We start from the raw sequence: 14,783 nt of genomic DNA, 5'->3' as shown, positions 1-14,783 counted from the left end.
TTTCATGAAGTGCGAAATAATGCACATTGCGTTCTATGAATGAAGCGGACGGTTCTACAATCGAAACGAACCCACCATTTGCCAGTAATCACCGCACATGGTGGGTATTTGGCGTGATTTGCGCTGTCATATTTGCATTGGCTTTCTGGATTGTGGGAAATGCGGCGCGTGATCGTGCGTTGCTTTCATTGGGCAAGCAGACGCAGATTGATGCTAATCTCAACACCGCCCTCCTCCGCACGGTTCTGGAGAAACAGCGCGCGCTTCCACTGGTCTTGTCCAAAGACAAGGAACTGGCCGATGCGCTTGCAATGCCCAGCAATGTGGCTGTTGATCAACTTAATCGCAAACTGGAAGCGCTGGCCGAAGGCACACAAGCAGCCGTGATCTATCTCGTGGGTCTGCACGGTTATGCCATATCGGCCAGTAACTGGCGCGAGCCGGATAGTTTCGTTGGCAATGACTATAAATTCCGGCCCTATTTCAATGATGCTCTGAAAAATACCAATGCCGAGTATTTTGCGCTTGGTAACGTTAGCCTTCGTCCAGGGCTTTACATCTCGCGTCGGGTAGATGGGCCAAATGGACCGCTTGGCGTTGTTGTGGTGAAACTGTCTTTCGATCAGCTTGAAAGCGACTGGAACGAAACCGGTCGCCCGACTTTCGTGACCGACAATCGAAATATCGTACTGATCACGACTATGCCGTCCTGGCGGTTTATGACCATTGGCGAACTACAGCCTCAGAATGTTGAAACCATCCGCAATAGCCTCCAGTTTGGCGATGCGCCTTTAAAGCCATTACCCCTTTCGCTCAAACCTGTGGCTGGTGACGATATGGTGCTGGTCGATGCCATTCTCCCCGGCTCGGCACGCAGTACGGACTTTCTGGCTATTCGCTCCCATGTACCAAGCACACCATGGTTGATGTATAGCCTTGCACCCATCAGGCAGCCAGTCGAAGCCGCAATGCGGGAGGCGCGTCTGATTGCTTTCATTCTGATCGCGAGCATCGCCACCGTTGCTGGTATTCTGTTGCGTCGCCGTCAGCGTGTCGTGGCGCGAATTGCTGACGCGCAACGCCGGCAGATCGAACTGGAGCAGCGTGTGGATGAGCGAACCCGCGATCTCATGAGCGCGCGTGACCGTCTCGAATCCGAAATCAATGATCACCATAAAACTGAGACTATGTTGCAAGGTGTTCAGCAGGATCTCGTACATGCGAACAGACTTGCCATCATGGGGCAAGTTGCGGCGGGTGTAGCACATGAAATCAACCAGCCGGTCGCGACAATCCGTGCTTATGCGGACAATGCCCGCACCTTCCTTGATCGAAAGCGATTGGATGCAGCAGCGGATAATCTGGCGGAAATTGCATCGCTCACAGAGCGCATCGGAACAATTACCGGCGATTTGCGTGCCTTTGCGCGCAAAGGTCACCGTGCTTCCGAAGCTGTGCCGCTTGCGCAGGTGATTTCAGGCGCGTTGGTGCTGCTGCGTAGCCGGTTTGCAGGCAGCATGGATCAACTCAGTATTGAACTGCCCACCCCTGATCTCTGTGTGACCGGACATTCGATCCGGCTTGAACAGGTGCTGATAAACCTGTTTCAAAATGCGCTGGAAGCTGTTGAAAATAAAGGTAGTGAAGGTCAGATTAAAGTCCGAACCAAAGCTTTGTCGAAGAGCGTTGTGCTGACCGTTTCTGATAATGGTCCCGGCATCCCGCAGCATATTCTGGATAATCTTTTCACGCCATTCAATACGTCGAAAGAAAGAGGCCTTGGGCTTGGTCTGGTGATCGTCAAGGAAATTCTTACGGATTATGGCGGCAAGATTTCAGTTAAGAGCAGTGCCAACAGCACTGTATTTCGTGTGGAATTTAAGAAGGCATGATGAATATTCCGGTCATACTCGTTGATGATGACAAGGCGCTACGCCGCGCAACCAGACAGACACTGGAGCTGGCAGGCTATGAAGTTCTGGATTTTGGAAGCGCCAGTGAAGCGTTAATGGCAATTGTGCCGTCTTTCGAGGGCGTTATTGTTACAGATGTGCGGATGCCCCAGATTGACGGGCTCGAGCTCTTTTCCCGCATTCGCGAAATTGACGCGGACCTGCCAGTTATCCTGATTACCGGTCATGGTGATATTCCTATGGCGGTTCAGGCAATCCAGGACGGCGCGTACGATTTTATCGCTAAGCCGTTTGCGACTGACAGGCTGGTTCACAGCGTGCTGAGAGCTGGAGAACGGCGAAAGCTTGTTCTGGAAAATCGCAGCCTGAGGCAGCTTGCAAATGAAGCACAGAACGATATGCCGCTGATAGGTCAAACGCCAGCTATCGAAAATCTTCGGCGCACTATACGCGACATTGCGGATACAGATGTGGACGTGCTGATTGCAGGTGAGACCGGTAGCGGCAAGGAAGTTGTGGCTCAATTGCTTCATGATTGGGGACGGCGGCGGCGAGGAAATTTCGTTGCACTTAACTGTGGGGCATTGCCGGAAACCGTTATCGAAAGTGAATTGTTCGGTCATGAGGCGGGAGCCTTTACCGGCGCACAGAAAAAGCGGGTCGGACGCATCGAACATGCAAGCGGCGGCACGTTGTTTCTCGATGAGATAGAAAGTATGCCAGCCGCAACACAGGTGAAGCTGTTGCGCGTGCTGGAAATGCGCGAGATTACGCCGCTCGGAACGAATGAAATCCGGCCAGTTGATCTGCGCGTGGTTGCCGCAGCCAAGATTGATCTCGGTAGTCCTGAACAACGCGGTGATTTTCGCGAAGACCTCTATTATCGGTTGAATGTCGTCACATTGACCATTCCGCCTTTACGGGAACGCCGTGAGGATATTCCCCTGCTCTTCTCGCATTTTCTTGCGCGTGCTGCGCGGCGGTTTAATCGGGATATTCCTGTGCTGGATGCTGCCACCCATCGGCATCTTATGGAGCATAATTGGCCGGGCAATGTTCGCGAGCTGGTACATTTTGCCGAGAGGTTTTCGCTGGGCGTCTCCACGCCTGCCAAGTCAGCACCTCTTCTGGACGAGCAAACGACACTGCCTAAACGGCTGGAGCTTTATGAAGCGACGCTGATCCGTGAGACGCTTGCGACGAATAATGGTGATGTTCAGCAAACGCTCGAAGCACTCGGTATTCCGCGCAAGACCTTTTATGACAAGATGCAACGCCACGGGATAAACCGGGCGGATTACAAATCTGAAGGCTGAGTTTCGCTTTTATCTAGGCGCGGCTATCAGGTGGCCCGTTGATGCGTGTTGCATGACGTCCATCTGGATGCCGTAAATCTCTTCAAGCTGTTCAGGAACCATAATACCAGTCGGCGTCGATTGTGCGATCAGACGCCCGCTGTGCAATGCGAACACCGCATCGCAGAAGCGAGCTGCCATATTCACGTCGTGGAGGACGACGAATACGCTCAGGTTCTTTTCATGCGAGAGTTTCTGCACAAGTGAAAGAACTTCGATCTGATGCGCAATATCGAGCGCCGATGTCGGTTCGTCCAGCAGCAGGCATTCTGCATCCTGTGCGACCAGCATCGCGAGCCAAACGCGCTGACGTTCACCGCCCGAAAGCGTATCGACCATGCGATCCGCAAAAGGCGCGATGCCTGTTAATTCGATAGCTTCTTCGACTTTCTGACGGTCGATTGCACTAAAGCGACCAAGTGCGCCGTGCCATGGATATCGGCCCAGTGCCACCAGCTCCTTGACCAACATACCTGAAGCTGCCGCCGTTTGTTGCGGCAGATAAGCCAGTTTGCGCGCAAACTCTCGATCGCCCCAATCGTTTAGCGGCTTGCCGGCAAAGCGCACTGTTCCGCCTGATGCGGGATGCTGTCGGGCCAGAATTTTCAAAAGTGTCGATTTCCCCGATCCATTATGTCCGATGAGTGCTGTCAGGCTTGCTGCTGGGATCGACATGGTCAAAGGCTGCAACAAGGTGCGCCTTGGAACTGCGAAGCTGACATTCTCAAGTTCGAACAATGCGGAAGTCATCAATTTATTCCGTTTTCGGATAGCAGGTGTGCGTTAAAGCTGCATTTGGCTGGTTGATAGCAAAACATGACGAATATATACATGTTAAAATTGTTTCATCAGGAAAAATGCCATTGGGCTTCCATCCGCACATGAAAAGCCGCATTGAAGACGTCCGCTTGCTGGACGATCTTCATTATCGCGTCTGGAATGGCGCTATTGCTGATGTGTGGTCAGTTGAATGCGGCCCGGGTGCACGTGGAGAATATGTTTCTCAGGCGCCACGCCTTTTTCTGGTCCTTGAAAGTCGCGGCGAACTGGCGATCAGACCTGAGCTAAGCTCCCGCGCAATTGCACAAACAGCGGAACAGCCGAAACTGTGCTATATACCGGCAGGCATGACAATCTGGAGCCGTGTCACCAGACCGGGAAAGTTGAAACATCTCGATTTGCATCTCGATACGCGCGTGCTCCAACAGCGCTTTGGCAATGCGCTTGACGTCACTGCCATGGAGCGTCCGCGCCTTCTCTTCTCCAACACCAGGATAGAACAGATTGGTACTCTCCTTGCGGAGGAATGCCTGTCTGATGCACCTTTGCATGGGCTTTATGGCGAAGGGCTGATCAATGCGCTTGTCAGCGAGTTGTTTGAAGCCCGCCCCGAAAAGGCGGCGCGCGCAAGCAAGCTGTCACCATGGCAATTGCGTCGGGTCACCGATTTCATTGAGGATAATTACTATCGAATTATCCGCCTTCAGGAGCTTGCTACCTTAGCGGAACTATCAGAATCCTACTTCTGCAGCGCATTCAAAGCGTCGACTGGTGTTTCGCCGCATGCATGGCAGATGAAGCGGCGTATTGAACATGCGCAGATATTTCTCTTGCAGCCTCGCGCCTCACTCCCTCATATAGCGACAATTACAGGCTTTTCAGATCAAGCCCATTTTACACGCGTATTCAAACGGTTGACCGGTATTACGCCAGCGGCATGGCTGCGTTTGCAGTTGTAAACCCATCATTTGATTGCTTGGTGATATTAGCCAAATATCGTTCAATTCAGCGGAATAATGATCAATCTTCAGATCATATCTTGATGTAAATACTCATATTAACTTGCAACTTGATCAGAGTTTGCAATGATTGTGCCTGAGAATACACCTGAAGTGGATGTTTCCGTCAGTTAAGCAGGCACTTATCAGTTTATATGAGGGGCCAAAGCCATATGACGATATCGATGAAGCACAAAATGATGACGCTGCTGGCGAGCGGAACTGCGCTTGCCCTGCTTCCGCTCACGGGTAATCCAGCTTATGCACAGGATTCCAATACATCGATACGTCTTGACCCCGTTGTCGTGCAGACCGGAGCTGGCAAACCTTCTGATGGTACGGCACCGGTCGATGGTTTTGTGCCTGCCGCAACGACAACCGGTTCGAAAAGCAGCGTGGCTATCGAAAAAATCCCGCAATCTGTTTCCGTCGTTGGTCGAGACCAGATGGATGCCATCGGTGCGCAGAAACTTGATGAAGCGCTGCGCTATACCCCCGGCGTGCTCGGCCAACCTTTCGGCGTCGATAATGATACAAACTGGATCTATATTCGCGGCTTTGAAGCGACGCAGTATGGTACGTATCTCAACGGCCTTCAAAACTTCAGCTATGGTTTTGGTGGCTTCCTTATCGACAGCTTCGATATCGAGCGCATTGATGTTCTGCGCGGCGCTTCCTCGGCGCTTTATGGCGGGTCCAATCCAGGCGGTATCGTCAACTATATCAGCAAGCGTCCGACTGGTGAGCGCATCCGCTATCTGGAAGCCGGCATTAATAGTTACGGTAACGGTTACCTTGGTTTCGATATTGGCGATAAGGCGACAGATACGATCAACTATCGCATCAACGGCAAAATTCAGGGTGGCGACAACTACACTGACTTTTCCAAGGAATTTCGCGGCGTCATTTCACCGAGTATTGAATATAAGCCGGATGAATCGACACGTCTTACAATTCTTGCCAATTATACTCACCTCGACCTGACGCATGATGGTGGTGGCTTCCTCCCTTATTATGGCACTGTCGTACCTACGGAGTTTGGCAAGATCTCACGTAAGACCAATCTGACCGAACCTGGATTGGACGATTATAAGCGAGAGCAGGCCCAGATTGGCTACGAGTTCGAACACCAGTTCGACAATGACTGGACTGTGCGTCAAAACGTTCGTTATGGCTTTTCACATGTCACAGAACATAGCCTTTATGCTTACGGCTATAACTATCTCGCACAGCCTGCGCCCGGCGATCCGAGTGTTGCTCGCATCAATTTCAAGCACGACACGACGGTCCATACCTTTCAGGCGGATAATCAGCTCGAAGGTGCTGTGACGACCGGCGCTCTCACTCATAATCTGCTGTTCGGCGCCGAATATCGGTATTTCCGCATCAATCAGATGCAGCAAACCGGCGGAGCAACGCCTATCAATCCATATGATCCGGTTTATGGTGAGCCGCAGGGGCCGATGTGGGACCCGTATATTGATCAGGATTTGCGCCGACATCAGCTTGGCGTCTATGCGCAGGATCGTCTCGAGTTTGGCGACGGTTGGATCGTGACGGCGAATGGTCGCTATGACTATGTCTGGACGGATGCAACCGGCCTGCCTGCATATGAATACAATACGGGTCGCCTGTCGGGTCGTGCCGGTGTGGGCTATCAGTTTGACAATGGCATCACGCCTTATTTGAGTGTTGCAACGTTCTTTAATCCGATTATTGAGACGCTTTTTGACGGCAGCTACGCTCAGCCCGAAACAGGCACGCAATATGAAGTGGGCGTGAAATATCGCCCTGAACTCTTTGATGGTCTGATTACTGCATCACTGTTTGATCTGACCAAAGAAAATGCGCTGACCGGTTCCAGCTTCGCCCGCGAACAGCTTGGCAAGGTTAATTCGCGTGGTTTCGAACTGGAAGTTCAGGCCAATATCAATGACGCTTGGAAAGTGACCGCTTCTGTGACCGCCTACGATCTGAAGATCAAGGAAAATGACAGCAACGAAGCACTCATTGGCAAGCGGCCGTATCTCCTGCCTGAACAGCAAGCCTCCGTCTTTGTCCAATACAAAGTACCTGAAGGTGCGCTCGAAGGTATCACTTTGGGTGGCGGTGTCCGCTATGTCGGCTCATCCTATGCGGACGAAGAAAATACACTCAAGGTTCCTGCCGTAGCTCTTGCTGATTTGAAGCTGGGTTATGAGAAGGATAATTGGGGTGTTGACCTCAATGTGACCAACCTGTTCGATAAGAATTATGTTGCAGGATGTCAGGGTGTCTTCGTCTGTGGATATGGCGAAGGTCGAAAGGCTCTGCTGAAGGTTCATACCAAGTGGTAGAATTAGAATTCAAAGCATAATTCTGATAGATAAAGCGCCCCGAATTATCAAATTCAGGGCGCTTTAAATTATATATTACAAACAGATGATGAGATTTATTTAAATGTTAATTTAAGTTGAGGCTCTAATCAGCCTGCGGCCGAAAACAAGCCGTCCCCTGATGAGCCCGCCTGTGCCGCATGAAGGCGCTTGTAGCGCCCATTCTTTACAGACAATAGTTCCGCATGGTTTCCCTGCTCGACAATCTGACCGCCCTCGACAACCATAATTCGGTCTGCATTGACGATGGTCGCCAGACGATGCGCGATTACCAGTGTCGTTCGACCAATCGAAAGTTCCGACAAAGACTGCTGGATAGCGCGCTCGGTTTCCGTATCGAGAGCAGAGGTCGCCTCGTCGAGGATCAGGATCGGTGGGTTTCGCAGGAAAATTCGTGCGATAGCGAGGCGCTGCTTCTGTCCGCCGGAAAGCTTGACGCCACGCTCGCCAATAACTGTGTCATAACCTTCAGGCATTGCAGCGATGACTGCGTCGAGACGAGCACGCCGGGCCGCATCGGCAATGTCCTGATCACTTGCGTCTAAGCGGCCATAGGCAATGTTTTCGCGGATGGTTCCCGCGAACAGAAATACGTCCTGACTGACAATTCCGATATTGGAACGGAGTGACTTCAAGGTCATGTCGCGAATATCGATACCGTCGACCAGAATTGCTCCGCCACTAACTTCGTAGAAACGTGGCAGCAAGGAACAGATCGTCGTCTTGCCTGCCCCGGAAGAGCCAACGAAAGCGATTGTTTCGCCTGCATTGATTGTCATATTCAGACCATCGAATATCGGTCGCTCTGAAGTATAACCGAAGCCAACATTGCGGTAATCGATGTCACCTTTGAGGCGTGCGACCGAAGTCGCACTCGGGCGATCGGCAATATCAGGCCGCGTATCGAGAAACTGTATATAGCGTTGAAAACCAGCAATGCCCTTCGGATAAGTCTCGATAACCGAATTGATCTTATCGATGGGCCGGAAGAAGACGTTCACGAGCAAAAGGAAGCCGACAAAGCCACCTGCAGTCAGCTCACCGCGCAAGACAAACCATGCACCAGCAAGCATAACCACCACCTGCACGAAGCGCATGGAGAGATAAGACAGCGACATCGAGGCTGCCATGATCTTGTAGGCGGCGAGCTTTGTTTTTTGATAGTTCTCGTTGCTTTCTGCAAAGAGTTTGCGTTCGTGGTCTTCATTGGTGAAGGCCTGGACGACGCGGATACCACCTACATTCTCTTCAATACGGGCATTAAAATCGCCGACACGGCGATAGAGCGCGTGCCATGTAGTCGTCATGCGCCCACCATAGCGGAGCGTCACATAGGCACAAAGCGGCACGATCACAGCCGTTATAATTGCCAGCGGCACGTGAACCCACATCATCAGACAGAACGCGCCTATCAGCGTCATGATGGCAATGAACAGATCTTCCGGCCCGTGGTGGGCGACTTCGCCGATCTCTTCGAGATCCTTGGTCAATCTGGCGACCAGATGACCGGTTTTTTGATTATCGAAAAAGCCAAATGACAGCTTTTGCAAGTGATCGAAAGCCTTGCGGCGCATCTCGGTCTCAATGTTGATACCGAGCATGTGGCCCCAATAGGTTACAATAACCTGTAGGAACGCGTTGACCAGATAGATCCCAAGTAAACCTAAAGCCGCCAGCGAAATAAGGCCAAGTTGGCCAGTCGGCAGCAGCCTGTCGATGAATAGTGTTACAGCAATTGGAAAAGCCAGTTCCAGAAGACCGGCTGCCACAGCGCTTGAAAAGTCCAGTATAAACAAACCACGATGCGGTCGGTAATAGCTGGCAAAGCGTTTCAACAAATCGGCCATGGCGCGGCTCCTTCTAATCACAATTAGTAGGGTGCCTAGCGCATTCTGTTTGCAAGCGAAAGGTTATTATGACTTTCTAAGTCAGCATTCTTTCGGAAATGGTTGTTTCAACCATAGTATACTCACTGTCCGCTGTGGTGGATTGAATTTGACGTTTGAATCCCGACCATCAAAAATTCTGTTTCAAACGTCAAATTCGAAAGACCCACTATCTTGCTTTGAGGACTGCATGGTGGTGCAGGTTATTATGGTCTTTAGCCACGACAGGCTTTTATCCTGCCATGAAACCCACTGCATCCTTGTGCCAATAACCAGCGACAAGCGTGTTCTCTCGGCTCTTGCCGAGTGTCTGTCGCCAATATTGTCGAATAATCTTGGCCTGATCCGCCTCGCCTGCAAACCAGCCGAAACTATCCGGGCCTTCTGGCCAATCGGCTTCGCAGAGAACTTGCGTCAATGTTTCCGCAGCGCGCCTTTGATCTGGATCGATAATCCAGTCGACGGAAATACCTTGGGGATGCTGCAAAGGCTGTACGTCTTTTTCACTATCAACAGCGATTATAACGCGGCCCGTTACGTCCGGGGAAAACTCCTCCAGCATACGTCCGATAGCTGGCAATCCAGTGGCATCGGCCCCAATCAGGTAACGACTTGCCTGGCGCAACGGACGTCCCACTGGTCCCATCAGGCCCACAATATCACCAATCTGTGCGCCTTTGGCCCATTTGCAGGCCAAGCCTTCCACGTCATGAAGATAGAAGTCAATTTCAAGCCAGCCCGCATCGATATCCAGACCACGGATCGTATAGGCGCGGGAAGCCGGTCTGCGGGCTTCATCAGGCCAGAATGGCAAACCGTTCGGCCCCATTATTGGCCATACTGGCTGAGGTGCTTCTTCCGTGGGTAGTAGTAGACGCACATGCATCGCTCCAAAAAGCGAAAAGCGCTTCAAATCTTCACCAGCAAGCCGTACCCGCATCATATGCGGTGTGAAATGGCTCGCGGACAAAACACGCATCAGTCGAAACTGCGGCAAGACCTGTTCGCCAGCGCGGTCACCCTGCCACACGATTTCTGGTGCTTCTTCCTTGGTGTAAAGCTTGATAGCGACGGCTGCGAGGTCCTTGAGACGATGCAGCCCAATATCTTCATCAGCGAAAAGTGAAACGCGATATCCACTATCTGCCGCATCAATTTCAATCCGGCCGAAGTGGTACCGGAAAGCATGGCGGCCTTTGTGGCTATCATATTGCGCCTGATAGGAGTTCAGCCGATCAATAATGTTCGGCAGGTAAGTCTCGCCTTTCTGAAGGCTGATGTGGGAATGGCTTGTCAGCTTGGAGGTCAGTTCTGATGACAGCTTGGACACGGCTTTTCTCAATCTGAGTTTTCCAGAATCTCACGAGTGGTCTGATTCCGACATTTGCATCCCACGGATATCGGCGTTGGACAAATGTCGAAATCTAAAGAACCTCTAGCATAAACATGAGTATTCTTGAAAAGTTTTGTCGTTATGGATGGAAGTTGGCAAGCGAGGCAAAACAGATGCCTCGCCTCCCGCAAAGTCAGCCGCCGATGCGACCGGTGATGGCAACCTTGAAGGTGCGCCCCTTCGCCTGTTCGATATCTGTGCTGGTAGCCCAGCCGGTCTGCGCGTCGGTGTAGGCTTTGTTGAAGAGGTTATCGACGCCAAAGTCGAGCTTCACATTGTCGGTGACTTGCCAGTTGGCGAATACATTCACGAGATCAACGCGCGGATAAACTTTGACTCCGCCCGTTGTAAGCGCCCGATTGACCTTGCCGACACTTTCATATTCGACACCGTAGACAAGTTTTTCTTCAAACGCCTTGAGTCCAAGTGTTGCACTGAAGTTGTTGAGCGGTGTATTGCTCAGGCTTTCACCCTTGTAAACGCCATCCTTCATCTCTGCGGCAGTATAAGAAGCACCAAGGTTCACATAGCCCCACCAATTGTCATAGGTACCTTCGAGTTCGACGCCGCGCAGGCGCGCATCGCCGACATTTTCGGATGTCGTTACATTGCCGGTTTTGACGGTATTGATGTAGTTCTTGACGTCGGTATGGAAGAAATTGAGCTTCGCGCGGACTTGATCACCCCCATCCAGAACACCGTCCTGACGCAGATTGATACCAAATTCATACGAGGTTGCGACTTCTGGCTTAAGAAGCAGGTTCGGTTCATAACCTGAGCCGTGCGCGCCATTCTGCCTGAACATGTCCTGCATATGTGGAACGCGATAGCCCTGCGAATAAAGGCCATAAAATTGCACACCATCCCAAGGCGTTACACCAACACTGAAACGCGGGGAAACGCGATTGCCGTCCACGCTTACGTCGTCGGATGGCAAAACATTGGTAGCCTTGGTTGTGCCGTCGAGACGGTAGCCATCGTACCGTAGAGCCCCGATCAGTTCGAGCCACTTCTGATAATCGCCCTGCCACTGAATAACGCCGCCGTAAGCCTGTTGCTCGCCATTACCAAAATTGTCGGTGTCAGATTCACCGCGCATTTTGTAATAGTCCACGCCATAGGTGAGCGTGTGGCTCATGGCAGCTGTCTCAAAGCGTGAACTGTTATAGGCGCGGAAACCAGCCGTCGAAACATCGTAATAACGGCTCTTGCCGATGTTGGCCTTTGGCCAGACCTGATACTGGTCATTGTCGGTGTCACTATAATAGGCATTGACCGACAGGTCCCAGAACGGATTATCGTCCGGCTTATAGGTGTAGTTACCTGTATAAGTGCTGACAATCGTTTCGGCATTATAACGCGACAATGTGCTGGACGTTGATCCGCTGCTGCCTGTCATAATGTCATTATATTTCTGGCGCTGGAAACCGAGTTTTATTTCGTGACCATCAGCCGGTCGGATTGTGACTTTACCAAGTCCGCTGACCACACGTTCGCCAGTCCAGCGAACGACATCGCCATCACCATTCTTGTAAGCATCGCTGTCACGATAGTTGATATTGCCGATGACATCGAAATTGGGGTTCAAGCGATAGGCGCCCACCGTGCTGGTCATCCAGCCGTTTCCATTGCTTTCATAGCGCAGCTTTTCGCTTAACGCCCATGTTTCATCATCGCGAAGGAAATCGCCCGCATCCTTGGTTTCAAAAGCAACAAGACCGCCGATGCCACCAGAACCATAGGCATTGGAAACAGGTCCGCGAATGACCGTTACCTGCTTGAGCATTTCCGGGTCGATATAGAATGAGCCTGAGCCGTGACCGACGCGCCAATAATCCTGACGTGCGCCGTCAATAGTTACTGCGACACGACCGTATTCCTGAAGGCCGCGAATATTGATGGATGTCGCAGGATCATCACCATTCAGGGACGCATGTACGCCGGGTGTGGAACGGAAAATGTCAGCGGCAGTGGTTGCCTGAATGCGATCAAGCTGCTGCTGCGTGATGACGCTTGTCGATGCCATGGCATCAATAGCAGCCTGGTTCTGGATGGTTGGCGAAATGGTGATTGTATCGAGCTGAAGTGCCTGCTCTTTCTTTTGAGCTTGCTGACCTTCCTCTGCTGTCTTCTGATTCTGAACAGTTTGTCCAAAAGCGGGCATTGCCGCCAGAAGACCCAAACCAATTGCCCCGCCCAGAACTGTTGTTTCCAACAGATAGCCACCGCGTTTTGACTTCACTTTCATTGCAACCCCCGTATTGGCTTCCGCCGTCATGCCACTAAGATGATAAAAAGACTCATATTAAATGGGAGGCTATATTAATCATGATATAATTAGTCAACTTTAATTATATGAATGTGAGTATGGCTATGTGCAGGGTTGCAAAATGCTCGGCTTTACAAAGCTTCAATCGATTAAAGAATTGAGTGCTTAGCCAGTTTCTTCAAGATGTAACCGAGGTTAGTGCGTGTAAAATTTTACAGAAGAACGAAAAAATTACTCAATACAGATGAGGAATGAAAATTGTTCAGTTAAGGCTTGTTCACTATTATATAACAGCACTTAAACATACATTATTTTCAGTAATTTCTGAAAATCGACGGCGGATATTAAGGGGTTGCTTTTTAACAGCTTGCCGTTATTGTCGGCTCCACTTGGAGGAGGATAGAGCCGCCCCAGCGCGTATATCGCTGCGGGGCGGTTTCTTTTTTAAGCTATTCATAAATGCATAACTGCCTTGCAGCATCGCCTCTTGTAAGTGGCGGGCCATGCTCCTATTTTGGGGTTGTTCAGTTTCACTCCTCCTCCCAGAAACTGAACTCGAAGCGCGGCACTCCTCCTCCCAGTCGCGCTTTCCAGATCAGCCCGCTGCACACTCCTCCTCCCAGTGCAGCGGGCTTTCTCGTTTTAAGGCCCCCTGCACTTCCCGAGTATTTTGTCAGTCAGATTGCTTCTCAGGGGCAATCTCTGTTTTCTGCTCTTGAGCGAGAAGAGACCAGCCAGCGATAAACATGGCTGCAATCATGGGACCAACTACAAAGCCATTGATGCCCACCAGCGAAATACCGCCGATTGTTGAAATGAGTACGACGAAATCTGGCATACGCGTGCCTTTGCCAACCAGCGGTGGGCGCAAGAAGTTGTCGATCAGGCCGATTACGAAAACCCCTACGAATATCAGGATTGTCGCTTTGATCCAGATGCCGTTGACCATAAACCAGATCGCTGCCGGTCCCCATACAAGGGACGCGCCGACCACCGGAAGCAATGAAAAAATTGTCATCATCACGCCCCAGAGCAACGCGGCTTCGATGCCAAGAAACCAGAAGGTGACGCCGCCAAGCGTTCCCTGAATAAGCGCTATTATGATGTTGCCCTTAACAGTCGCGCGGATGACTGCTGTAAATTTTTCCAGAATTTGGCCCGTATATTCATCGCTAAGCGGAATGGCCTGGCGAATTTTTGCGCCCAGCTCAGCACCATCGCGGAACAAGAAAAACAGCAGATAAATCATAATGCCAAAGCTTATGAAGAACTGGAGCGTGTTTTGCCCCAGACTTACCAGTCGGCCAGCAAAAAGCTGACTGCCCTGCAAAATAGCGGATGAAATTCGCGAGCGCCATTCCGCAAAACTTCCGAGTTCAAAACGAACCATCCATTCTTCAAGGGAGTCGGGCAACGCCCCCAGAATGCTGGTGATGTATCTGTTGAGATCGAATTCGCGTGTGCTTAACCGCTGGTAGAGCGAGTTGCCTTCCTGAACCAGCGATCCAAAAATCAAAAGCGTTGGAATGATCACAAGGCAGATACACATCAATACCGAGAGCAGCGCTGCAACATTGCGCCGCCCCTTCAATACCCGCAGCAGCCATTGCTGAACCGGGTAAAAAATGACCGCCAGAATGACGCCCCAAAGAACGGCGGAATAATAAGGAATGAGCAGCCAAGCGAAAGCTATAGTGACCAGAGCCAGAAGAATATAAAAACTTACGCGCTGGACGGACATGAGATCTCTTTAGTCTGGAGTTGGCGTCGAACGTGATTGCAGTTCAGTTTACATGCAACAGATGGGGTATTCG

At 51.2% G+C, this 14,783-nt stretch carries 9 protein-coding genes; 4 read left to right on the top strand and 5 right to left on the bottom strand.

Annotated features, from left to right (window positions below):
* The first annotated feature begins 35 nt into the window (after positions 1-35).
* Together CEV32_RS05755 and CEV32_RS05750 are read left to right on the top strand one after the other, a co-directional pair.
* Positions 36-1,892 (top strand): sensor histidine kinase, encoded by a 1,857-nt coding sequence (locus tag CEV32_RS05755; protein WP_094575041.1) that lies wholly within the window; start codon positions 36-38, stop codon positions 1,890-1,892.
* Entirely contained in the window at positions 1,889-3,229 is a 1,341-nt protein-coding gene (locus tag CEV32_RS05750) for a sigma-54-dependent transcriptional regulator (protein WP_094575039.1), read from the top strand. Before CEV32_RS05755 ends, CEV32_RS05750 begins: the two co-directional genes overlap by 4 nt.
* Before the next feature lie 9 nt (positions 3,230-3,238).
* On the opposite strand, the gene CEV32_RS05745 is transcribed toward CEV32_RS05750, so the two are convergent.
* A complete protein-coding gene (locus CEV32_RS05745) occupies positions 3,239-4,018 on the bottom strand; it encodes an ATP-binding cassette domain-containing protein (RefSeq protein WP_094575037.1) in 780 nt (259 codons plus the stop codon).
* Positions 4,019-4,125: 107 nt separating this feature from the next.
* On the opposite strand from CEV32_RS05745, the gene CEV32_RS05740 reads away from it, so the two are divergent.
* On the top strand, positions 4,126-5,007 hold the full coding sequence (locus tag CEV32_RS05740) for a helix-turn-helix transcriptional regulator (protein WP_235818740.1): 882 nt from the start codon (positions 4,126-4,128) through the stop codon (positions 5,005-5,007).
* A gap of 224 nt (positions 5,008-5,231) precedes the next feature.
* Positions 5,232-7,382: a TonB-dependent siderophore receptor gene (locus CEV32_RS05735; RefSeq protein ID WP_235818739.1), complete on the top strand. Its 2,151-nt coding sequence runs from the start codon at positions 5,232-5,234 to the stop codon at positions 7,380-7,382.
* Positions 7,383-7,510: 128 nt separating this feature from the next.
* Here CEV32_RS05735 and CEV32_RS05730 read toward each other — a convergent pair whose 3' ends face one another.
* From CEV32_RS05730 to CEV32_RS05710, 4 genes are all read right to left on the bottom strand, one after another.
* Positions 7,511-9,268, bottom strand: a complete 1,758-nt coding sequence (locus tag CEV32_RS05730; protein WP_094575033.1) for an ABC transporter ATP-binding protein — start codon at positions 9,266-9,268, stop codon at positions 7,511-7,513.
* Between the two features lie 271 nt (positions 9,269-9,539).
* Positions 9,540-10,637 (bottom strand): siderophore-interacting protein, encoded by a 1,098-nt coding sequence (locus tag CEV32_RS05725; RefSeq protein WP_094575031.1) that lies wholly within the window; start codon positions 10,635-10,637, stop codon positions 9,540-9,542.
* Between the two features lie 196 nt (positions 10,638-10,833).
* Entirely contained in the window at positions 10,834-12,948 is a 2,115-nt protein-coding gene (locus CEV32_RS05720) for a TonB-dependent hemoglobin/transferrin/lactoferrin family receptor (RefSeq protein ID WP_167382751.1), read from the bottom strand.
* 694 nt (positions 12,949-13,642) lie between these two features.
* Complete coding sequence (locus CEV32_RS05710) at positions 13,643-14,710, bottom strand: AI-2E family transporter (protein ID WP_094575027.1); 1,068 nt, start codon at positions 14,708-14,710, stop codon at positions 13,643-13,645.
* Positions 14,711-14,783: the final 73 nt, after the last annotated feature.

It is taken from the genome of Brucella rhizosphaerae (genome assembly GCF_002252475.1).
Taxonomy (GTDB): Bacteria; Pseudomonadota; Alphaproteobacteria; order Rhizobiales; family Rhizobiaceae; genus Brucella; species Brucella rhizosphaerae.
The sequence above is the reverse complement of the archived record's forward strand: the minus strand, read 5'-3'. Positions and strand labels throughout refer to the sequence as shown.

Bases quoted from the DNA above. Each gene is read 5' to 3' on its own strand.
- CEV32_RS05710 (WP_094575027.1), bottom strand. From the start codon at position 14,710: ATGTCCGTCCAGCGCGTAAGTTTTTATATTCTTCTGGCTCTGGTCACT.
- CEV32_RS05755 (WP_094575041.1), top strand. From the start codon at position 36: ATGAATGAAGCGGACGGTTCTACAATCGAAACGAACCCACCATTTGCC.
- CEV32_RS05740 (WP_235818740.1), top strand. From the start codon at position 4,126: ATGCCATTGGGCTTCCATCCGCACATGAAAAGCCGCATTGAAGACGTC.
- CEV32_RS05720 (WP_167382751.1), bottom strand. From the start codon at position 12,948: ATGAAAGTGAAGTCAAAACGCGGTGGCTATCTGTTGGAAACAACAGTT.
- CEV32_RS05745 (WP_094575037.1), bottom strand. From the start codon at position 4,018: ATGACTTCCGCATTGTTCGAACTTGAGAATGTCAGCTTCGCAGTTCCA.
- CEV32_RS05735 (WP_235818739.1), top strand. From the start codon at position 5,232: ATGAAGCACAAAATGATGACGCTGCTGGCGAGCGGAACTGCGCTTGCC.
- CEV32_RS05750 (WP_094575039.1), top strand. From the start codon at position 1,889: ATGATGAATATTCCGGTCATACTCGTTGATGATGACAAGGCGCTACGC.
- CEV32_RS05730 (WP_094575033.1), bottom strand. From the start codon at position 9,268: ATGGCCGATTTGTTGAAACGCTTTGCCAGCTATTACCGACCGCATCGT.